This window comes from Psychrosphaera sp. B3R10, from assembly GCF_018861025.1.
GTDB classification, from domain to species: Bacteria; Pseudomonadota; Gammaproteobacteria; order Enterobacterales; family Alteromonadaceae; genus Psychrosphaera; species Psychrosphaera algicola.
This window is the reverse complement of record NZ_JAHKQH010000026.1, coordinates 344,047-366,265: the sequence shown is the minus strand read 5'-3', so window position 1 is coordinate 366,265 and position 22,219 is coordinate 344,047. Positions and strand designations below refer to the sequence as shown.

19 protein-coding genes are annotated in these 22,219 nt (G+C 40.2%); 14 read left to right on the top strand and 5 right to left on the bottom strand.

The genetic code is table 11. The features are described 5' to 3' along the window. Positions 1-43: 43 nt before the first annotated feature. A complete protein-coding gene (locus KO525_RS10905) occupies positions 44-1,249 on the bottom strand; it encodes a HAMP domain-containing sensor histidine kinase (RefSeq protein WP_215963833.1) in 1,206 nt (401 codons plus the stop codon). Next, complete coding sequence (locus KO525_RS10900) at positions 1,242-1,931, bottom strand: response regulator transcription factor (protein WP_252736671.1); 690 nt, start codon at positions 1,929-1,931, stop codon at positions 1,242-1,244. Before KO525_RS10900 ends, KO525_RS10905 begins: the two co-directional genes overlap by 8 nt. A 234-nt stretch (positions 1,932-2,165) precedes the next feature. Here KO525_RS10900 and KO525_RS10895 point away from each other — a divergent pair, with 234 nt between their 5' ends. The 5 genes from KO525_RS10895 to KO525_RS10875 all read left to right on the top strand — a co-directional run bounded on the left by KO525_RS10895 (position 2,166) and on the right by KO525_RS10875 (position 7,535). After that, positions 2,166-3,599 carry an amidohydrolase family protein gene (locus KO525_RS10895; protein ID WP_215963832.1) on the top strand — a complete coding sequence of 478 codons (1,434 nt, stop codon included), beginning with the start codon at positions 2,166-2,168 and terminating at the stop codon, positions 3,597-3,599. A 93-nt stretch (positions 3,600-3,692) separates the two neighbouring features. Then, positions 3,693-4,259, top strand: a complete 567-nt coding sequence (locus KO525_RS10890; RefSeq protein WP_215963831.1) for an outer membrane beta-barrel protein — start codon at positions 3,693-3,695, stop codon at positions 4,257-4,259. Positions 4,260-4,470: 211 nt separating this feature from the next. Next, positions 4,471-5,739, top strand: coding sequence for a D-amino acid dehydrogenase (locus KO525_RS10885; RefSeq protein WP_215963830.1), 1,269 nt, complete (start codon positions 4,471-4,473; stop codon positions 5,737-5,739). 12 nt (positions 5,740-5,751) lie between these two features. Further along, positions 5,752-6,138, top strand: a complete 387-nt coding sequence (locus KO525_RS10880) for a RidA family protein (protein ID WP_215963829.1) — start codon at positions 5,752-5,754, stop codon at positions 6,136-6,138. 86 nt (positions 6,139-6,224) lie between these two features. Then, positions 6,225-7,535, top strand: a complete 1,311-nt coding sequence (locus KO525_RS10875; RefSeq protein ID WP_215963828.1) for an MATE family efflux transporter — start codon at positions 6,225-6,227, stop codon at positions 7,533-7,535. Positions 7,536-7,613: 78 nt separating this feature from the next. Here the strand turns inward: KO525_RS10875 and KO525_RS10870 are convergent, their stop codons facing one another. Then, positions 7,614-8,396 carry a MipA/OmpV family protein gene (locus tag KO525_RS10870; RefSeq protein WP_215963827.1) on the bottom strand — a complete coding sequence of 261 codons (783 nt, stop codon included), beginning with the start codon at positions 8,394-8,396 and terminating at the stop codon, positions 7,614-7,616. 170 nt (positions 8,397-8,566) lie between these two features. On the opposite strand from KO525_RS10870, the gene KO525_RS10865 reads away from it, so the two are divergent. The 9 genes from KO525_RS10865 to KO525_RS10825 all read left to right on the top strand — a co-directional run bounded on the left by KO525_RS10865 (position 8,567) and on the right by KO525_RS10825 (position 21,235). Further along, entirely contained in the window at positions 8,567-9,211 is a 645-nt protein-coding gene (locus tag KO525_RS10865; protein ID WP_215963826.1) for a hypothetical protein, read from the top strand. Positions 9,212-9,429: 218 nt separating this feature from the next. Then, positions 9,430-11,703 carry a TonB-dependent receptor gene (locus KO525_RS10860; protein ID WP_215963825.1) on the top strand — a complete coding sequence of 758 codons (2,274 nt, stop codon included), beginning with the start codon at positions 9,430-9,432 and terminating at the stop codon, positions 11,701-11,703. Between the two features lie 13 nt (positions 11,704-11,716). Next, positions 11,717-13,066 (top strand): hypothetical protein, encoded by a 1,350-nt coding sequence (locus tag KO525_RS10855; RefSeq protein ID WP_215963824.1) that lies wholly within the window; start codon positions 11,717-11,719, stop codon positions 13,064-13,066. Next, positions 13,053-14,429: a Xaa-Pro dipeptidase gene (gene pepQ, locus KO525_RS10850; protein ID WP_215963823.1), complete on the top strand. Its 1,377-nt coding sequence runs from the start codon at positions 13,053-13,055 to the stop codon at positions 14,427-14,429. The genes KO525_RS10855 and pepQ overlap by 14 nt, the downstream gene beginning before the upstream one ends. Then, positions 14,426-15,724 (top strand): MFS transporter, encoded by a 1,299-nt coding sequence (locus tag KO525_RS10845; protein WP_215963822.1) that lies wholly within the window; start codon positions 14,426-14,428, stop codon positions 15,722-15,724. Before pepQ ends, KO525_RS10845 begins: the two co-directional genes overlap by 4 nt. 329 nt (positions 15,725-16,053) lie before the next feature. Next, complete coding sequence (locus KO525_RS10840; protein WP_215963821.1) at positions 16,054-17,556, top strand: M81 family metallopeptidase; 1,503 nt, start codon at positions 16,054-16,056, stop codon at positions 17,554-17,556. A 10-nt stretch (positions 17,557-17,566) separates the two neighbouring features. Continuing rightward, positions 17,567-18,919, top strand: coding sequence for a serine hydrolase (locus tag KO525_RS10835; protein ID WP_215963820.1), 1,353 nt, complete (start codon positions 17,567-17,569; stop codon positions 18,917-18,919). A gap of 307 nt (positions 18,920-19,226) precedes the next feature. Continuing rightward, on the top strand, positions 19,227-20,264 hold the full coding sequence (locus KO525_RS10830) for an alpha/beta hydrolase (protein ID WP_215963819.1): 1,038 nt from the start codon (positions 19,227-19,229) through the stop codon (positions 20,262-20,264). 122 nt (positions 20,265-20,386) lie between these two features. Continuing rightward, positions 20,387-21,235, top strand: a complete 849-nt coding sequence (locus KO525_RS10825; RefSeq protein WP_215963818.1) for an SDR family oxidoreductase — start codon at positions 20,387-20,389, stop codon at positions 21,233-21,235. Positions 21,236-21,325: 90 nt separating this feature from the next. Here the strand turns inward: KO525_RS10825 and KO525_RS19990 are convergent, their stop codons facing one another. After that, on the bottom strand, positions 21,326-21,418 hold the full coding sequence (locus KO525_RS19990; protein ID WP_215963817.1) for a S41 family peptidase: 93 nt from the start codon (positions 21,416-21,418) through the stop codon (positions 21,326-21,328). Between the two features lie 378 nt (positions 21,419-21,796). Then, positions 21,797-22,036 carry a hypothetical protein gene (locus KO525_RS10815; RefSeq protein WP_215963816.1) on the bottom strand — a complete coding sequence of 80 codons (240 nt, stop codon included), beginning with the start codon at positions 22,034-22,036 and terminating at the stop codon, positions 21,797-21,799. Between the last annotated feature and the right edge of the window lie 183 nt (positions 22,037-22,219).

The following is a 22,219-nucleotide window of genomic DNA, read 5'->3' as shown; positions in this document are numbered from 1 at the left end:
AGCAAAGGTAAACTAGCGTATAAACTTGTAATAAATTGCTTTTTTATTGGACTAAAATGGGGTCTAAATCGATTTCTACTATATAACTTTCTCCCAGATCCTTTTTGGTATAGGTCAAATGTTGTGAATCTAATAACTTCTCGATTAAATGGGTACCATGGCCAAAGTTGTGTGTAACACGTTTTCTTTGTTTCAGATCTATACATTGATTGGTTATTGTTAGTTTATTATCTGCAAAACTAAGCTCTATTGTTTGCTCTTTATTACCGTGAAATATTGCGTTTTCGATGACGTTTCTAAATAGCAAGGTTAACAACTGCTGGTTTGCTAACACGTAAATATGATTGTCTACATTGAGTTCGATTTCATTTTGGTTTGTTATTAAATTGTCGTGCTGAGAAATCACAACCTGCTCGATTACAGAGATTAAAGTAACCCTTTGCTGACTTAAATTTTCCTGACGAGCAATGGCCAAAAGTGTAGAAATGATATTATTCATTTCGTTAATGGCTTGCGTAAAGTGATTGTACCCAGGATGAGTTGGGTCTAATCCGACTGCATAATTGTTGATGTAAGTGAGCGGCGTACGTAATTCGTGGCTGATGTCTGAGGTGAAATTCCGCTCACGTTTTAGGGCAAATACGATTTGGTTCATGGTGACATTCAATTTATTGGCTAAGAAGCCAACCTCGTCTTTTCTATCGAGTAGACGATTTGAAATGTCACTATCTTGGGTAAAATTATCAACTTCATTCGTTAACAATTTGATTGGAGAGGCAATGTATTTTGCGGTGATTAACGCTAAGAAGGTCGCTATAATTAGCATAAATAAAGTCACGGCAACAAAGAAGTAAGTGAGCTCCTTTGCCAAAGTGGTCACAACTAATAGGTTGGATACTTCTGCGACTAAAATACCAAATCGATTATTGCCATGATAAATGTGTTTTAAATGGTAGTGAACACTGTTATCGATGAAAAACTCGGTTTCCGCGGGGTGTTGTTGCAATTCTTTTCTTAGTTGAGTTGGTAATTCAGATTCGTTTTTATAGTATTTGATATAGGCTGGCAGGGCGTAATTTTTGGGTGTTTCGGATGTGATGTTGGCAGCTTCTAGCGTTAACATTCTGTTTAACAACGAATCTTCAGTTACATAAGCCACTAAAAATATAACCGCGGTATAAACCAGACTAAACACAAAAGTCATAGTAAATAAGATGAAAAAGAGCTTTTTGGTAATATTATTAAACATCGGTCATTTCCAGTCGATATCCGACACCACTTAAGGTTGATATTTTAAGATTAGGATAAGGTTTTAATTGTTGCCTTAAGCTATAGACATGTACTTTTAACGCGTTGGTTTCGGGTGGTTCATCAGCCCAAATATCAAAAATGAGTTCAGACCGAGTTATGGCATTGGGGTAGCTTTTTATAAGTTTTTGTAATATTTGAAACCCAACTTTAGTTAAAGGGATTTCATTATTGTTAATTCTGACGGTTTTATCTCGCTGGCTTAGTTCCATATTACCTAACTGAATGGCATTGCTTTCATGGAGTTCATGTCGCCGAGCAAGCGCTTTACATCGCATCGCTACTTCTCTTAAATCATACGGCTTTGTTAAGTAATCATCTGCGCCGGTATCAAATCCAGTTTCTAAGTCTTCAAACGAATCCCGGGCGGTTAACATTAAGACCGGTGTATTGCGAATATTGTTTGTTTTAATGTGTTGGCAAACCTGTGTGCCATCGATGTCGGGTAAACTTAAATCAAGGATCACGACGTCGTATATATTGTCATTCAGTAAATCTATCGCCATTTTGCCCTTAGCTGCAAAATCGACGGTCCAGGATAAATTTTCTAAAAACGCAATGAGTTGCTCCGCAAGTGAAATATTGTCCTCTACTACTAAAACAGTTATGGGATTGGCCAACATTGGAACGTTTCCTTTTTCAAATTGACGTTTAAATAATGCTCGCAACACTGTGTTTAAATCACAGTTTAGTCAATATTTAATAGCAGGGGGCGTCATTAAAATTAAACTTTTTTGTGTTGTTCGTTGGTACTATTAAACCAATTTTTAGAAATTAAACGTCCATTATCTGTATTTTAGACGACTAATTTTTTACATATTTTACTCTGCTCCTATACGCAAAGCAGGAGATGAACTATGTACTATGTAAATCAATTGGTGAAATTTATATTTTTAATACTGGCCGTGAGTATCATACTTGCCGCGGCACTATACGGTGCTTTTTATTCAACAGGAGCTAGGCTCGATTGGGATAAAACACAGCCAGATTTACTGATCACTAATATCACAATTATCACCGCTGATTTGAATCAACCCGAAATATCAAACCAAAATGTCCTTATTCAAAATGGCAAGATAACAAAAATTTCGTCAGATTTAGATCATTTTAAGTCGCAACTTGGTGAAGTGAAATTTATTGATGGTAACGGCAAGTTTTTAATGTCGGGGATCATTGATGCCCACGCTCATATTGAAGACAGCGCCTATTTAACCTTGGGCCTGTCTAAAGGCGTGACCTTAATTAAAGGTATGCGTGGCAATCAAAGACAACTGGCATGGCGTAACGAAATTAATAAAAGACAATGGTACGGCAGTCGGTTTTTGGTGTCATCTCCAATCTTAGATGGCGTACCTGGCGATCCATTTCATCATTATGTCGATACGCCCCAAAAAGCAAAACAAGCCGTTACGAAATACAGAAATCAAGGTTATGACTATATAAAAATTTATGGCGACTTTGATCCAGATGTATATATGGCGATTGTTGAACAAGCCAAAAAATTAAATATTGAAGTTTCAAAACATGGTCCAGTGCCTGTCGACGGGTTAGGTTTTAGATCATTACGGACGTTGTCGAGCATGGAGCATATTGAAGATATTTTTGCCCATGGAATGCATTATAAATACGACCAAGAGGAGTTGGAACGTCTTGCGCTGCATTATTTGCAATTGCAAGTTCCTATCGTCACTACCTTAGCTGTCTATGAAGAATTGACACTACTGAGCAGTCAAGGGCAGGCCTATTTAGATAAGCAAGCTTTAGAATATATGAATCCGGCGCATTTGTATTTAGCAAAGGCGTTTGGTGTAAACTGCTGGTTGGACTCAAGTCCTAAACTTGCTAACCGTAATAAAGAAACATTGGCAAGGTTATTGGACATAACTAAGTTTTTACATGACGCCAGAGTTAAGTTATTGGTTGGCTCGGACTCCGGAGCATTAATTGGGCAAGCGGGCATCGCAACGATTAGAGAGATTGAGCTGCTGGTGGCCGCCGGTATTTCTCGGCACTCGGCGTTGATCGCCACTACTTATGATAATGCCGTAGCATTAGGGATAGATCAGAAGTATGGGTCGGTTGAAGAGGGTAAAATTGCTGATTTACTGCTATTGCCAAGTAACCCCCTGAAAGATTTGTCGGCTTTACATCAGATTGAAAGTGTAATTTTTGATGGCCAGTTACTTGACCAAAATAAATTAGAAGCCTTAAAAACCAATGCTTTAGAAGTTCAAAATGGTTGGTTCACCTTTACCTCAATCATATTTGATGCGTTTAAGTTAATGCTTTAATCACAGGGTCGTGCGGCAAAATCACATCATGATGTGATTACCGGAAACCCTCGATTAGGCAAAATGGCTGCAACTTAATTGAGGAGAAACAAAATGAAATTTACAAAATTAGTAACAGTAGCAAGTCTTTTGTTAACAACAATCAGTGCGCCTATTTTAGCAGATACCTGGGACACCACATTAAAGGTTGGGATCGGTTCTAAAGCTTTAGAAAGCGAGTGGGAACGGTTTGATGAGCACGATTCAGTTGGCTTTATGTTAGACCTAAAACACCAGGACTATCCAGTATCGATTGCTATTGATGCGTTTGGTACGGGCAAGGAAATAAAGGAAGATGGCGACAAAACTGGCGTATATTCAGCTGAACTCGACTTAGGTTTACGTTATACCTATGAAGATTTTGGCGCGGTTCAACCTTATTTAGGTGGTGGTGTTGCGCTAGGTTATGGCAACATCGAAGTTGAAGAAGGTAATCAAACCATTGAAGTAGAAGACCATGGCACGGGTTATTGGGTTGCTATTGGTGCTCAATTTGAGTTTTCTAACTCTGTCGTTGCGGGTATTGATGTACGCCAATCTAGTTATGATGTTGATTTAGATGGTGACGACTATGATGCTGGCGGCAAACAAGTAACCTTCTTTGTTGGTTATCAGTGGTAATGAGTAGACTATGAACTGGACGAAATTTGTGACTTTGTGACGTGTTAAAATGCCGATAAGTTAAGAAAACACAATATTTGATCAGTAAATTAAAACCACCAAAAGCATAGATGTTTTTGGTGGTTTTTTATTTGTAATTTTAAAACTCACAGCTTTGGTGTTTCGGGCCCAAGGCCTGATGAGTTGATTAGGGAATTAGGTGCCGTTGACGATGTATAACAATAAACAGGTTACAATAGTAGGTGCTGGCTTAGCCGGCTTATGTTCGGCCTATTTTCTAATAAATAAAGGTTATCGAGTTTCGATAATTGAACAACAAAAATCAGTCGCACTTGGAGCCAGCTATGCTAATGGTGGATTATTAACGCCTTCAATGCCAGAACCATGGAATGCACCAGGCATATTCTCGCAATTGCTTAAATATCTTGGCAAAAATGATGCGCCGATGTTGTTAAAACCACGTTATTTGCATCAATACATAAGTTGGGGGGTGCGGTTTTTATCAAACTCTAACTTAAGCCAATACAAATTTGCGACTCTACACAATATGAAACTCGCCATGTTTAGTTTGGCTAAATTAGCAAAAATAAGCGAGCAGCTAGAGGGGACATTTGAATACAAATTAAACGGAACGATCAAAGTTTTCAGGTCAACTCAAGCTTTAGAACAAACCCTTAAGCGGACACGTTTTTTATCCGATAATGGGTTGGCGCACGAGGCATTAACCACGCCGCAACTTATAGAGTTAGAACCTGCATTAGAAGACGCCCAATCTCAATTGTGCGGTGGTATTTATTACCCTCAGGATGCAACGGGTAATGCTCGACAGTTTTGTCATGCATTAGCTAGATACATCACGCTCAATGGTGGTGAATTCCATTTTAATAGTGATGTACATAGGCTAAAGGTACATGGCGGTAAAATATATGGGGTTGTCACAAATAATCAAGAATTTGACTGCCAATCCTTAATTATCACCGCTGGTGCATGGAGTACAGAGTTGTTGAGTTCGCTCGGCATAAATATTCCGGTCAAACCTGTCAAAGGCTATTCGCTGTCGGTACCTGCAAAACAAAGTAAATATATGCCTCAACATGCCATTTTGGATGATGAAATGCACGCGGCAATTACGCCTTTAGGGAAGCAAATACGATTAGCGGGTACTGCAGAATTTAGTGGCTGGAATGCAAAAATAGATCCCAGTCGAATAGAAAACCTATGGCATTTTTTTCAATCACTAATGCCAAACCTATATGCTAATTCCAACCGTCATGAGTCTGAATCATGGTGTGGTTTCAGGCCGATGTCGGCAGATGGACTGCCATTTATTGGTGGAACCCATGTCAAAGGGCTTTATGTTAATACAGGGCATGGTCCTTTAGGTTGGACACAGGCAGCCGGTTCAGCATTTATATTAAGCCAACAAATTACAGGCGGTGTGGCAGGCATAGACGCTTCGCCTTACCAACTTAGAAACTAATTAGGAAAACAAATGAAACCACTATTTTTAGGCAAACCAATTGTGTTACCAAATGGGTTAACTGCGCCTTTATCTGCGGCGGTTAAATGCCAAGATACTATCTATCTGTCTGGGGCATTAGCATTTCAACCGGATGGTAGTTTATGTACAGCGGATATTACTAAACAAACCAGTATTGTATTGAGGAACATCGCAATGACGTTGCAAAGTGTTGAATTAAGTATTGAACATATTGTCAAGGTGAACGTTTGGCTAACAGACGTAGAAGATTATGCTTGTTTCAACACCGCTTATGCTGAGTTTTTTGGAGCGCATCGACCTGTGCGTTCTGTTGTTCGTTCTGACTTGATGTTAGCCGGAGCTAAAATAGAAATAGAGGCCACCGCCGTTATCTTTTAGCACTATGATTTCATTGTAGGCTAATTTCACCTGGGATCACGGTAAATCTTATTTAGAACAATCCGCATCACATATTATGGCGCATCATGAATTCATTTTGGTCTGTTACTGCTCCGTCTGTTGTCACCACATTATGCTCAAGCATAACCGGGATCATTTTAATAAACTTTGTCCAGGTGATCAGTAATGAAGCCGTTACTGTTGTCGCTGTCGGCCAGCGCATTAACTTAACACATTTGAGTTTTGTTATGGGGATAGGCGCCGCCTGCACCGCATTAGTTGGACTGTCTTGGGGACGTGGTGAGCGCGGTTCTGCCGTTAATGCCCTGCGTTCAAGTTTGCTGGTTGGTGGGGCAATTAGCTTGTTAATAGTATGTATAGTGATAGGCTTTAACCGGGAAATTATTGGTTTTTTTAATCTTTCTCCTAATATTGTTGCCGATGGTTATCATTATATCATTGGGTTGACTTTAATTTTCCCGGCGCAACTTGTCATCTATATTCTAGATTCGGCTAACCGAGCGGTTGGCGATGCATATACTCCCTTAAAAGTGAATTTAGCGGCTAATCTCATGACTATTGTATTCGCTTATTTATTGTGTTTTGGTCGGCTGGGTTTTTCTGAATTGGGATTGTTCGGGATTGTAGCTGGTTGGGGTCTTGCGGTTTGGTTGATGGCTGTCGTTTATAGCTATTGGTGGTTAAGTGATAAGTTGAGACTCCCTGTTAAAGCGACAGGCGTTGCTAATAAAACAAACTGGAACGACTTTTGGCATATATCGATGCCGGCATCGATTGAGCCGCTAATTTTACAAGTATCCATGGTGTTTTATACCGGTTTTATTGCCCAGTATGGTGTGAATGAGCTCACCGCATTTGGTATAGGAATTAATATATTCATTATATTTAGCGCTATCGGTACTGGATTTTCAATGTCTGGTTCAGCACTTGTGATGGCGGCACTCGGAGCAGGCTGCAAAGAGACCGTAATTAACAAAGCATATTTAACCATTAGATCTGCAATATTTATGGTTACGATCAGTAGCGTTGGTTTAGCGTGGTTTTCAAATGAGATTGCCAATTTACTGGTTCTTGATGAGAACATCGTGGGTACTACAGCGGCATTTCTGGTTGTTTTAGCGATTGTTCAGCCCTTTGTTGTGTTGGACCAAATTTTGTCAGGAATTCTAAGAACAGCTGGTGACGGACATTTTACAATCAAAGCTATTTTGATTTCTAATTTTGGTGTTCGAATTCCGCTAGGGTATTTTGTTGTATTTAGCCATTGGCCAGTAGAATATTTGTTTTACGTACTCATTATTGATGTTGTCGTAAAGTTTAGTTTTATATTTCCTCGGTTTTATACATATGGCTGGATTTGTCGGCATATAAAGTAGAGGGAATGACTGGCTAGTTAAAAGCACGAATCGCTAGATAATGCCCGGACAAATGTAGTACGGGCATTGATTAAGACGTCACCAAAATTTGTAATTGACCACCATAAAAGCGCTTGTACTACTTGTGTTATCTACGATTGGTGAAGACGCTACGGTATCATCAAGTTTTGCATATCGAGCCGCGAGCATAAACTGCCATTGAGCGTTGAAGGAATACAGGGCTGATACGCCAAGTCCGATGTTAACGCCTGATGACGCTTCATAAGGCTCAAATGTGCTACTTTCACTTTGATCTATTCCAAAATAAAAGTCATTAACTTTTTGGCTTAACCAGGATGTTTCAATTAATGGGGTAATGGTTAATTCAGGACTTACTGTCATTGGATATGCGTATTGTGCAACAACTCTTTGGCCTGAACTTTGGCCCGAAATATCCTGCTCTAATGACGCTGAAAACGCCCCCCAAGTGCCATAAAAACTGACTTTGCTATTTACGTAAAGGCTAAATGAACGGTCATCGAGTTGTTGAATATAAACATCATTTGATTTTGATGCATCCAAGAAAAATTCGCCCGGTGAAATGCCAACTGAAACGGCGTAACTGGCTTCTTGTTTAATGTTATAACTAGCACCAAAGATACCGACTTGAAAATTGCCTTTAGCATAGTTCACGGTGGGGAAAAACATTTGTTGAGTACTGGTTTCTTGATAGGGCATTTCAAAGCCTGCGGCACCAACACCTATCGACAAACTATCGGCTGAGCTAGTAAAACTCATGCCTGACAAAAGGAGAGTCGCGGTTATCGAACTTAAAGTGCGGCGCTCATAACCGCGTTTACCTAATTTGTGCTTTTTAATCATATATCCTCCGAAGTTTTAAGTTGGATTAGTTTTAACTTTGCCTAGAAAGAGCGGCGGTGAAATGGTCTGGTATTGACGATTAAAATTCGACCAACATCTGGATTTTGGACGAACCATTACGTTTTCCTATGTTTAATGCGGATTCTTGAAGATTAAAAGGAGGACTAAAAATGGTTTACGCTACACACTCAATATTTCGACTCGCGGCCTTGTTATGTGCTTTGTGTTATATCGTGGGTATTATTTACATCGCTGTCATTGCCCCTAATTTTGCTGACTCGATAATGTCGCAGTTTCAACATCTAGTGAATTACCCATCAAGCATGATGGTGTGGTATGCCATTTTATACGTTGTATTTGGGTTGAGCTTGTTAATGCTAAACCACAGTGCGCGCTATGTTTTACCGCGGGAAAAAGCCAATGCATTGTGGTCTTTCTCTTTTATACTGGGTGATATTTGGTCCGGTTTTGTATTAGCCACTGGATTTATCATGATTTCAACCATAGGTTTTTTCCAACACCATGGTGAGTTGCAGGGATCTTTTCAGGTAATTTGGCAAACGGTTTATATCTTAGTGCAATCTATTGGTGGTGGAATCGAACTGCTAGGCGGTCTGTGGATGATGGCCATTAGTATGATATGTCGACAGAACCAATTGATTAACAAATTGACACTTTATATCGGCATTATGATTGGCTTGGCTGGGGTGCTGACGATATTCCCAGCTCTAGAACAACTGACTTTGGTTTTTGGCTTAGGGCAAATACTTTGGTTCTTCTGTTTAGCTGGTGGTGAAATGGCAACGAAAAAATAGATTGTTATATGAATACAAAGCCTTTTTAGTAAGCGAATAAGGTGGATACGGCTAATATTTAATTATTGCTGTTTCGCAATGTATATACGAAGGTGATGATTGGTTACGCAACAGTGACTACAGGCTAATCTTTACCTAGGTGTAAATGGCAGACTCAAATGGAAGTTAAGCAAATTGAATATTTTAAAATAATAAATTCTATTTTTGGGAATACCAACATGAAACGTCAAATATCAAACTTAGCCACAAAAAATCGCTGGATTCTGTCAGCCTCGTCTATTTCTGTAATGTTAGCATTAAGCTCTCATTCATTTGCTGCTGATACCGCATTAGATCAGGATAATGTGAAACAAGAAGAATCGTTTGAAGTCATTACTGTAACAGCCACTAAACGAGAAAAGTCGCAACAGGATATTGCTGCAAGTATTTCCACTTACAGTACATCAGATATCGAAACACTTGGTATCGATGATTTAGAAGGTATCGCGAGGTCGATGCCTGGGGTTACTTTAAATCAACCTATTAAGAACCGATCAGCCTTCAATATCCGCGGTATCGCAACATCGACAAGTGGTGGCAATACGCAGGATCCAGTTTCGGTTTACATCAATGATATGCCTGTCACGGATACTTTTGGCGCTTCAGTACAACCGGATTTACGCCTTTATGATGTAGAACGAGTTGAAGTGTTACGTGGGCCACAGGGGACATTATTTGGTTCGGGATCTTTGGGCGGGACGATACGAGTGATCACCCGAAAAGCCGAGTTAGATGAGTTTGAATCATCTGCACGGATTGATTTTGCCAATACCAAAGATGCCGGGTTACGCCAGCGATACGACGGAATGATCAATTTTCCTGTTGTCGAAGAAACGCTTGCGGTTCGTGCGGTGGGTTACTATCGTGATGAGGCTGGTTGGGTTGAAAATATTGCATTGGATACCGACAACTCGGTAGTTGAAAAGGGTGGGCGAGTATCGGCTCGTTGGCAAGCCGCTGATAATTTGGACGCGACTTTCGAAGTGTTATATCAAAGTAGCAAACCTGAAGACAGTGATGCCTGGGCACCTGATTTAGGAAAGTTTAAAAAATCTTCAGCACAATCTGAAGGGCGTCCTTCAACATTAACCAGCTATAACGCAACCATTAACTATAACGTGATGGATTTTGCTACTCTAGTATCATCAACTTCTTATACCTCGTCAGAAACCGCGGTTCGAATTGATTATGGCGACATAACGGGACTTGGATTTCCACTATTAGCGAATAATGAGCCATGGGAAGTAGAATTTGTTTCGCAGGAATTGCGCCTTGTCTCTAACGCCGAGTCGAAGTTAGAGTGGATAGGTGGTTTGTTTTATATTAACCGTGAATCCAATGCTGATTTTCAATTTACTTTACCAGGGTTCGCTGATTACATTAATACTAATGTTGCTGCGGGGTTGATGGAAGATGACATATTTCTTAAAACAAATACAAAAACAGAGTCGGAAGAGTTAGCGGCTTTTGGTGAACTAAGTTATCAGTTTACCGATGAATGGGTTGGAACAATAGGTGCTAGGGTTTCAAATGTAAAAGTGAGCATTAAAGAGCCAGAACGGCAAGTGCTCAATTTTGCTACCTTTGCTAAAGAATCTGTTGAATTTTTCAATCAAGGAGAAGATAACGGCACAACTACGTGGCGCGCATCCTTGTCATATCAACCGTCCGACAATTGGCACCTTTACAGCAGTGTCGCAACGGGTTATCGAATTGGTCAAACTAACCCGTTCGTAGGAAAGAGCCCTGTAGATCCTGACGATCCTCTTGATATACCTAATTTGTATGGCCCCGATAAAACGTTAAATTATGAATTTGGTGTTAAATCTTTCCTTTTCGACCGACAAGTTAGACTAAATGCTGCGCTGTTTTATATTGAGTGGAGTGACATTCAAATAGATGCCATTCGTTTGTCTGATGTTGCCAATTATATTGCCAATGCGGGAGAAGCTGTTTCTCAAGGTGCCGAATTAGAACTAGAGCTCAGAGTTGTAGACGATTTAAAACTCAATCTGGCTGTGACATTACAAGATTCTGAAATTACTGAAATCAATAGCGCAGATAGCATTCGTTCAGGTGTCGTAAAGGGGGATTCATTACCTGGCGCGGTGGATTACCAAGTTGCAGTGTCGGCGCAATATGATTGGGATGTTTACTCTAAATACGAAATGTTTGCGTATGTTGGTGCGCAATTTGTTGGTGATTCACTCAATGGCTTTTCTAATCAGGCCGGTGCGACAACAGCAAACCCATATTTAGCTGAAAATGACGCTTACGAAAATGTAGAAGCAAGTGTCGGTATTTTTGTTGATGAATGGGAAATCAATGTCTACGCGGAAAACTTAACCAATAACGATGATTTTATTCTCAATAGTGGTGACTTATCTTCAAGTTATATCAATACCTTAAGGCCGCGAACAGTTGGCTTACGGTTACATTATAGGTTTTATTGAGGTTAGGAATCAGATGAGTTTAAAAAGCAATATCTTGATCCAAAAACTTATCGCGCCGATTGTTATCGGCGCGGCTAAGGTGGCCCCCCAATTGGTTTTCCCGGTTGTTAAACGACCTAGCCCGGTGGGGCCTTATCGAGTTGGGTTAAAGAATGTGCAGGTCAACCTGTCAGAACAGTCCTCAAATCAGTCAAATCAAACGCCTTTTTTACCATTAAAACTATGGTATCCAGCGGCGTCAGTTGACGGCCATTTTCGAACGCCTCTGTTTAAATCTGCTGAATTGGCGGAGATCAAATCGGAGTTGGCAGCCGCGCTAGGTCTGCCGGAAAAACTGCTGCCACAAATGACCAACTCGACAACATGGTCTTACGAAAATACGCCATTGTTGAAATCGGCCCCTAAAACACGGCCAGTGGTGGTTTTTTCCCATGGGTTTGGGCAATTAAACAATAGCAATACCCAGTTATGTGAACATCTTGCGAGTTGTGGCTATATTGTTATTTCTGTCGCCCATGTTGGGCACTGCGGTGTTGCTAAGTTAAATAATGGCGAGGTAGTGACGATGGATCAAGCCGCTGCTCAATTGATGCAAACAGGCAAGTTATTTAACGCGGTTCTTCCACTGATTAACGCGCCATCCTTAGTTCAGCGAGAACAGTTTACTCGAATCTGGTCCAGCGTAGAGGAAGCTAAAGTCTTAGAGGCACAGTGGGTAGATAATATAAAGGCTGCGTTAGATTTTGTTGAAAGTGGGGGGGCGGATGATGCACATTGCGCATTCAGCCAATTTGCCGATTTTAATCATATTGCCGCAGTTGGCATGTCATTTGGCGGTTCCGCAAGTGCGACTTTCGGGCATCAAGATGCGAGAGTTAAAGCTGTAGTAAACCTTGATGGTGGGCAGGTGGGGACTGAGTTGATGGATACAAACATTGCGACGCCACTGCTAATGTTACACTCTAACGCCATTAAATTAAAAAGTCCTGGTGGGTTTAACGACTTTCATTATGAAACCTATGACAACACTGGCAATAACCCAAATGTAATTCGAGCTGTTATTAATGGCGCTGCACATAATGACTTTTCTGATTGGGCACTATTACAAGGAAAAATACTGCGTTCTCTTTTTATGTTAGGCCCCCTAGAAGGTGAGAAAACAGTTCAAATTATTAATGAATTAACCTCAGCCTTTTTGGCGCAGCATTTACCGAGCGAAGCAATAAAGTCGCCAAAAAATCAGGTTTCAAGTTATCACTATCCTGAACTTGACTGGCTAGACGGTGCGCATATTCGCAATGCTGCAAGCGCAATAGACAGTAACAAAATTCGAAAGGGGAAACACAAAAATGTCCCTCACTAATTTGCTCATTGAGCATGTTCAATCTTATAAGCAATGTTTTGACGAACTGCAGTCATCTGCTGGTTTCGAGCACTTAATTTTATTTGGTGGCACGACCGAATACCCTTATAAAGATGATATCCCGTATTCGTTTAAAGCAAGTTCAGAGTTTAACTTGCTGTGTCCTATTTTAAATATTCCTGATTGTTGGATTGTGAATACAATTGGTAAAAAGCCAAAACTTCTTTTGTTTTTACAAAGTGATATTTGGACATCGAAGCAACAATTGCCCTCAGAAGACTGGTTAAATCAATTTGATGTAATTGAAATGTACCAGCGAGAAATGGCAAAACAGTTTTTTCCAAATACTGGTCGAGTCGCTTTTGTTGGACCTCAAGCCGACTTTTTTTGTCACTGGCCGTTGGGAGAACGCAATCCGTCGAGGTTAATTAATTCTATAGATTGGCAACGGGCAAATAAAACGCAATATGAACAAGAATGCATACGTCAGGCAAATCATACGTCCGTAAATGGACATGTGGCAGCGGAACAGGCATTTAATAGCGGCGCTAGCGAATTTGAAATCAATTTGGCATTTTGTCGCGGCTGTCAACAGTCTCAATTTGAATTAGCCTATCCAAGTGTGATTGCAACGAATGCCCATGCAGCCATTTTGCATTACGGAGAGTTTGAACGGCAAGTCACTCCCGGCAACCGCAGTTTATTAATAGATGCGGGGGCGACGCATCATGCGTATAAGGCTGATATTTCACGCACATATGCCGCTAAAAACAAAGTGCCTAGTGATGCTAAGCAACTTTCCATTGAACCATTTTCAGAGTTAATTACAGCCCTTGATGTAACCCAACAATCCATAGTTGATGAAGTGGCACACCATGCTAATTTTGAAAGCTTAAATCTTTCGGCGTTTACCCAAGTGGCGACATTGTTAGTTGATTTTGGTGTGATTAAATCTTCCGTTGAGTCGGTTTTAGCAAATGGGTTATTACGGTATTTTATGCCTCATTCCATTGGACATTTCATCGGATTACAAGTTCATGATGTCGGTGGTCGGTTTGCCAATAGCCAAGGTCAAATTTATATTAGTGAATCAAATGAGAATATCAAGATGGGTAGAGCAATAACCAATGATCAAGTGTTTACCATTGAGCCTGGTGTATATTTTATCGATTCACTGCTGAGTTCATTATTTGCCGGTCAACACAAACACGACATTGATTGGCGTTTAGTTAACGCACTTAAACCTTTTGGTGGCGTTCGTATTGAAGACAATATTTTAGTCGGTTCCAGTGGCGTAGAAAACTTCACTCGACAGGCTTTTAGCCAACATGCCACAAATCAATTACAGGACGTTTTATTATGACGACTATTAAACAACCACATACTGATACTGAAAGTGCTCAATTATCCTTTAGCCAAGGATATAAGCGTTATGCTTTGTTTCTTCTGGTGATGGTTTCGATATTTAATGCGATAGATAAAACCGTATTTTCGGCGTTGTTAGAACCGATCAAAGTCGAATTTATGTTAAGCGACCTGCAATTGGGAATTGTATCGGGACTGGCATTTTCATTGTTTTACGCGACGTTAGGGTTGCCTTTCGCTCGGTGGGCTGATCTAGGGAACCGACGTACGCTTTTAACTCTGACCGTCGGGTTTTGGAGTTTTATGACTGTACTTACGGGGTTAGCTCAAAATTACTGGCAAATGTTTTTAGCACGAGTTGGTGTGGGGATTGGAGAAGGCGGCGGTCACCCAGCGGCACTCTCTATGTTAAGCGACCTGTATAGCACCAAAAGTGGTGGCTTGGCTATTTCGTTATTTTTAATTGGCGGCACAATTGGCAGTGTTGTTGGTTTAGCTGGCGGTTCCTTTATTGCAGGCGAATGGGGCTGGCGCTATGCATTAGTCTTAATGGGTGCGCCTGGGATTTTGTTGGCGCTATTGATTCGATTAACAATGAAGGAACCAAGAAAAGTATGCCGTTTTCCTAATTTTTCAGAGGTACTGGGCAAGGGGTTTATGTCTGCTTCCAGAACTTTGTTCAGTAAAAATAGTTTCTTCTACTGTATCATTGGTTTCACCGTTTTTGCTGTATTTGGCCAAGGAAGTGGACAATGGACAATGAGTTATTTAATTAGACATTTTGAGTTGGACTTAGCGCAAGCTGGCGGCTCATTAGGTTTTGTTATGGGCGTAAGTGGGGTTTTAGGCATGTTGTTTGGCGGACTTATTTCTAACTTCATAGGTAAAGTAAATGTTAAGTGGTATATCTATTTTCCAATACTGGTCATTATACTCTTGATTCCCATAACCGTTGCCATTTACATCTCTAGTTCATTGTCGTTAGTTTACTGGATGCTAGGAGTTTCCGGTACCTTAGTTGGTCTAATGACGCCACCGATATTTGCCCTCGTATTTGGTATATCTGGGGTGACAAATAAAGCGCTAGGAATCGCAATTTTGGGTATGTTGGCAACATTGGTTGGTGGCGGCTTAGGCCCCATGATAATTGGTGGGATAAGCGATGTGTTAAGTAATTATTATGGCGATGACGCGTTACGACTGGCCCTGTTAACGAGCGTTTTATTTTTACCTTTATCCATATTGTTTTTCTATTTAGCGTCGAGAACTCTTGAACAAGAGTTTGAAAATTAAACATTCTCTTACTTTCCATACGATTAACTAGAATGAGGTAACCTTCATTCTAGTACTTTTATTTAAAACACCTCTTTTACCAAATTAGTATTAAAAATAAACGTAGGAAAACAACCAAACGCACCTTCAAACCTAATTTTTAAGTCTTCCGTGATAATTCGTTAAGTCTTTGTGATGAAAGGTAGAACAGCCTTTTATTACTTGTGTAAAGCTAGATTCATACGATGTTCTCAAAGCAAATGTTATAGCTTTTGTTGGCACAACGACGTTGTTTATAGCCTTGCGGTGAGTCGTTTCGCTAATCTTAAAGATGGAGTGATCAGTACAATATGAATATTTTTACTGCCTGTCTAAATACAGAATCCAATACCTTTTCTCCTCTACCTACGGGAATTGACGACTTTGTTTATCTTACAAATGATCAATTTCTGGCTGACCCATACATTGTTGATGGCAAAGGGCCTGTGTCTGTGTGGCGAAGTTTGTGTGAGGAGTATAACTATAAACATCATTTTGGTTTATTAGCGCTTGCTGAGCCGTCTGGTGTAATAGTTCGTTCAGTTTATGAGTCGATGCGCGATGAGTTGCTATTTAGAATAGCAGAAACAAAAACGTTGGATATCATCCTGTTAGATCTACATGGTGCCATGGTCGCTGAAGGTTATCCAGATTGTGAAGGCGACCTATTAAGTAAAATTAGGGTACTGGTAGGAGACAAAGTTGTTATCGCGATTGAGTTGGATTTGCATGGGCATATTAGCCAAAGCATGTTGGATCATGCTGATATTATTGTTGGTTTAAAAGAGTACCCCCATACCGATATTAACGAGCGTGCAGAAGAAGTTTTCCATCTCGCAGTTAAGGCCAAGCGACGGTTGATTAAACCAACGATGGCAATATTTGATTGCAAAATGATTGGTATCTTCCCGACAACTTCGGATTGTATGCGTTTATTTGTATCACAAATGTATGCCGAGGAGGCGACTGAACTCGTCTTATCGATGACATTGATGCATGGTTTTCCATGGGGAGATACGCCAGATAGCGGCATCAAAATGTTAGTGATCACAAATAACGATTATCAACTAGCAGAGTCTATTGCCATGCAGTTTGGTATGAAATTTTTTGCATTAAGAGAGCAGGTTAAATTTGATTCTATCCCACTAAATGAGGCGCTGCTAAAGGCTACTAAGAGTGATAATTTTCCTGTGGTAGTCGCCGACCAATCCGACAACCCTGGCGGTGGTGCACCCTCTGATTCGACATTCGCTCTCAAATGGCTTATTGATCATAATATTCAGACTGCATTAATTGCTTTTATATATGACCCTGAAGTTATAAAGGTGGCCAAAATTGCCGGTGTTGGCAGTAAAATCCAAGTCCGAGTTGGTGGTAAAATGAGTGCGCATTCTGGCCAACCTGTTGATATCCTTGCTAAGGTTATTGGTATCGCTGAAAATTATATTCATACATTTCCGCAATTGGAAAATGAAGACTTTGTACAAAATATTGGTGACGTTGTAGTGTTAAGAGTCAATGGTATTGATTTAATCCTGTCGTCAAAAAGAAGCCAATGTTTCTCTCCCGATTTTCTAGATTACTTTGGATTAGTTGCAAGTAATTACAAAGTCATTATTCCAAAGTCTACTCAGCATTTTTATTCATCATTTTCAAAAATTAGTAACGAAATCATCTATATGAGTGCATTTGGAGCAATTACGCCAAATGTTAAATTAATTCCATACAAGGTGACCAATACTGAATTTAAATACCCATGGTGTCAAAACCCTCATATTGCTAACCAGGCAGACACTTTAACTAACCACCTTTAGGAACATAATAATGAGCCATACACTATTGGACAGATTAGATCTCGATACTTTATTAGAGCAACTGCGGATTAAGTACAACGTGGTTGGAGCAACAGTGGCAGTGATGCATCAGGATAAAGTTAAGACTGCATCTTCAGGCGTTTTAAACAAAAATACCCAAGTTGCGGCAACAGATGACTCGTTGTTTCAGATTGGTTCTATTTCTAAAGTGTTTACAACGACTGCGATGATGCAACTTGTCGACGAAGGGAAGGTGAATTTAGACGATTGTGTTATCGATTATTTACCTCGATTTAAGGTGGCTGACGCTGTTGCGACAAAAACAATTACGATTAGAAATTTATTGTGTCATACCAGTGGTATGGAAGGGGACTTTTTCCCTGAGGATGATCCGTTTCAACCCACTGTAGAGAAACTTATCGACCGCTGCTACCTATTGCCGCAATTGCACAATGTTGGCGAATATCTTTCATATTGCAATACCGGTTTTACTTTAGCTGGGCGGATCATTGAGGTTGTAACGGGTCAACCGTGGGCGAAAGTCATCGAAGATAAAATACTCAAACCTTTAGGACTAACCGAATCAACTTCTGAACCGACAGAAATGTTAAGGTTTCGTGGTGCTGTAGGTCATATTCCAAATGAGGAACTTGGTGGTGAATTACAAGTCGCGCCAAAATGTTACTTGCCTTTAAGTCATGCACCAGCGGGAACCGTGTTGTCTATGTCCGCAAGAGACTTGTTAACTTTTGCGAAGTTTCACTTAAATTCCGGTTTGAAGAAACAAGATATCGAAATACTATCGCCCGACTCGGTGGCGGAAATGCAACAAAAACAATATGTCTTGCCAAATATCGGCAGTGGGATAACCGAGTGGGGTCTAGGTTGGTATTTAGTAAACCGTCCCGAGCGAACGATGTTTGGACACACAGGCGCGACAATTGGGCAACTTGCGTATTTAGCGGTATACCCAGAACAAGGTTTGATTATGTCGTTACTTACCAATAGCCCTAGCGCGATGTTGTATATAGAGTTGGAGAATATTCTTTTAGACGCTTTGACAAATGAAAAACGAGAACCAGATTTAAGTCCTTCTAAAGGGAACGTTGACCTTTCACAATATGTTGGCAGTTATGCCAGTATTGGTAGTCAAATAGAAATCTATGAGCAAGAAAATAAATTGCTTTGTCAATTCCCTAATGTTTCCGGTGGGGTATTTGAACTTGAATTAAACCATGTGAAGGATAATGTGTTTGTTTGTTTTAGTGGTGAAAACGAGCCAGCTAGAAACATCATGTTCTTAATCGAGAAGCCGTCCAGTTATTTATTAACCGGTGGACGAATGTATAGAAAAATTTCATAAGTGTGTTAACTACTGGCTTTGACTGACAATGGATGTCGGTCTTCCTGTTTTTATAATCGAACTCTTTATCATTTTGCAAAGGCTGGTTATGACGGAAGTCTAACCTTTTTAGAGCGACAACAGTTGTGTCGCTTTATCAAACATCAAACATCAAACATCAAACATCAAACATCAAACATCAAACATCAAGCACACTCACATTAATAGAACTGGCTTTAATCACATCATCATGTGACTCATTTGTCAGCGGAACTCATTAACATTAACTGAGCGAATTAATTCAAGCTAGGAAAATGAGGAGAAGGGTATGCAAGTTCAACCAAACAAGTTGATTCGATTTATTGGTAAAAGCACGACAATTATGGGCGCGATATTAGCCATTTACCTCGCAATTGCTTTTTTGTTAATCGTGTTTGGTGCCGCAAATGAGTTCACTTTGAGCGCGCCACAAAAACTGCACAAAACATTACCAAAAGAGGGATCGCTGCTTGATAACGAATTTCCCAATGAAGCTGTGCTGCACTTGCCAGTCGGTAATGGAGATACATTATATTCCCGTTATATCCAACAAGATCCTGAGCAAATTATTGTCTTTTTACATGGTGTGGCAGCAACCTCAGAAACCTTAGTCGAATCCGCAAGAATGTTGGCTAAAGCAACAGGTGCCAGTGTAATAACACCAGATTTAAGGGGGCATGGAAAATCGCATGGGCGGCCCTTTGATTTGGATTATATAGGTCAATATGAAGATGATTTGTTGGCCATGTTATCTGCAATAAAAAGTAGGTTTAAAACCGACAAAATATATATAGCTGGTCACTCAATGGGCGGTGGCATTGCGTTAAGGTATGCCCTTAAAAAATCTAAAGTAATACCCGCTGGCTATATTTTATTTGCACCCAATATGGGGGAAGGACCAACAGAACGTAAAAGCTCAAATACCGAAAATAATGATCCAGAAAACGCACTGGTTGTTTTTGACCTTAAACGGTTCATTGGGCTCATCATGCTAAATACCATTGGCAGTCACAGTTTGGACCACAACGCGGTACTGACATTTAAATTCAGTTATCCGCCTATGATCTATTCATACCGTTCGATTATGTCGGCGCAACCGATCAGACCAAATACGTCGGATGTTGCATTGCAAGCCATACAAGCGCCTTTGGTTGTGGTTGTTGGTGAAAATGATGAAGTGTTTAACGCCGCTAATTACCCTGAATTTGTAGCGGAAAACAGTCATGGTGAAACCTATTTAATTCCCGACGTGGACCACAATGGTGTTTACGAATCACCACAGGCATTTGACCTAATTGGCAAATGGTTTCAAAAAACCAAGCACTAAGCTGTAACCAGTTTTTAAATCGTGACGAGTTTTGCGACAAGCAAGGCAGTTGAGTTTATTGGCTATGAAGAAAATTTGATTAAAAATTAAGATAAAAAACGACAAGAAAAATGGAGAGAAAAATGACAAAAGTCGCACTGGCGGGTAGCACAGGATACCTTGGTAGTTACATTGCTCGTGAGTTAACATCACAAGGCTATTGGACTCGATTATTGGTTAGAAATAAAGCCAAACTAACAAGCTTAGCAATTTCATCTAATGAGGTTGTTACGCTTGATGTTACAGAAAGTGAAGAACTAGATGGCGCCTTAGATGGCATTGATGTGGTTATTACCACTATCGGCATTACAAAGCAGCGTGACGGTCAAACTTATTACGATGTTGATTACCAGGCGAATTTGAATATCTTGCTGGAAGCAAAAAAGTCAGGGGTCAAAAAATTCATTTACGTATCTGCACTGAATGGCGAAAAGCTAACAGAGTTAAAAATTTGTGAGGCAAAAGAAGCGTTTGTAGCGGTATTGCAACAATCGGGTTTGGACTATTGTGTGATTCGTCCAAATGGCTTTTTTTCCGATTTAGGAGAGTTTCATAAAATGGCGCAGCAAGGCAGGGTGTATTTGTTTAAAGACGGTAAACAGAAAACAAATCCTATTCATGGGGCTGATTTAGCAAAGGTATGTGTCAGTGCAATTAGCGCGTCCGAGCAAGATGTATTAGTGGGAGGCCCAGATATTTTAACTCACAATGAAATCGCAACCATGGCATTTAATGCGGTCGGTAAGCCTATAAAAATAAGCTATGTGCCAGAGTGGATGCGTAGGTCGATTCTTGGATTTATACGTTTAGCGCTAAGTTCAAAAACCTACGGGCCAATTGAGTTTTTTCTCACTGTATTGTCAATGGATATGGTTGCCCCTAAAACTGGTGAGCATCACTTGGATGACTATTACACAAATTTATCTAAATAATTTGGTATTAGAGCTGCGTAAAGTAGAGCCTAAACTAGGCTCTACTGTTAGGTGGAATTGTTCCTACGGATTTGCACCACCTCGGGTTTGTTAACCAATAATGGTGGCTCGTTTTAAATGTCTCAAATTGTAGGTGAATTCTTCAGCGGCCGAAAATATAGTGTTGTTGACTAGAATGTACACCGGTGTATCGAAAAAGCTTTTTAGAGGTGCTTATTTAGTCCAAAACTCACGAACGATTTTATGCTTAGGCTAATGAATTGTATTTAGTAAAGTGAGCTCGCGATAAAAGTAACTTCTTATATATTGAACCATATCTGGACGGCCCCTTTATTTTCCGTTAAGTTCAAAATTTATGCGTCAACGCCCTGCATCTGGAGAAAGATATTATCCAAAATAGCTTTGCCTAGTTGATTTGGTTCGGCAAATCCCCAAAAAGACACATAACCTATGTTTCCCTCTAGTATTTTCTTTTGAAATGCAACCAAAACTGCAATGTGGGTCGATTGGCTGTAAACTAGTTTTAAGAAAATTTGCTATTTTTTTTGTCGTTTGTAAAAACTAGATTGAACTGGCCTGTTGCAAAATGGCGGCATGCACTTTAGGCAATAGTTCTTTTTCAACGTAGTGTTCGGTGATCAACGTTGTCACTTCCGCGAAGATTTGTTTTTTATTGGCAAGTGGCGCGTTGGTTGCTAAAAGTGGAAAGCTCAACACTAATGTTAGTGTCATTGTTAACGCTGTTGTTAAGGATTTTGTTAGTGATATTGCTTTCAGCGATGCGGGAATCGCTAAGTTCATATTCTCGTAACCATTGGCAAATTAAAAAAATGGCCTATGTTTGACTAAAAACCCCTATTTATCAATTGCTCACTTCCAGATATTGGACGTTTTATCATTTGAAGGAAAACTGAAAATAGGGAAGTCATCGGTGTTCGAGCTGGTGTCACTGTTAAATTGACTGAACGTTTACAACTTTCAGCC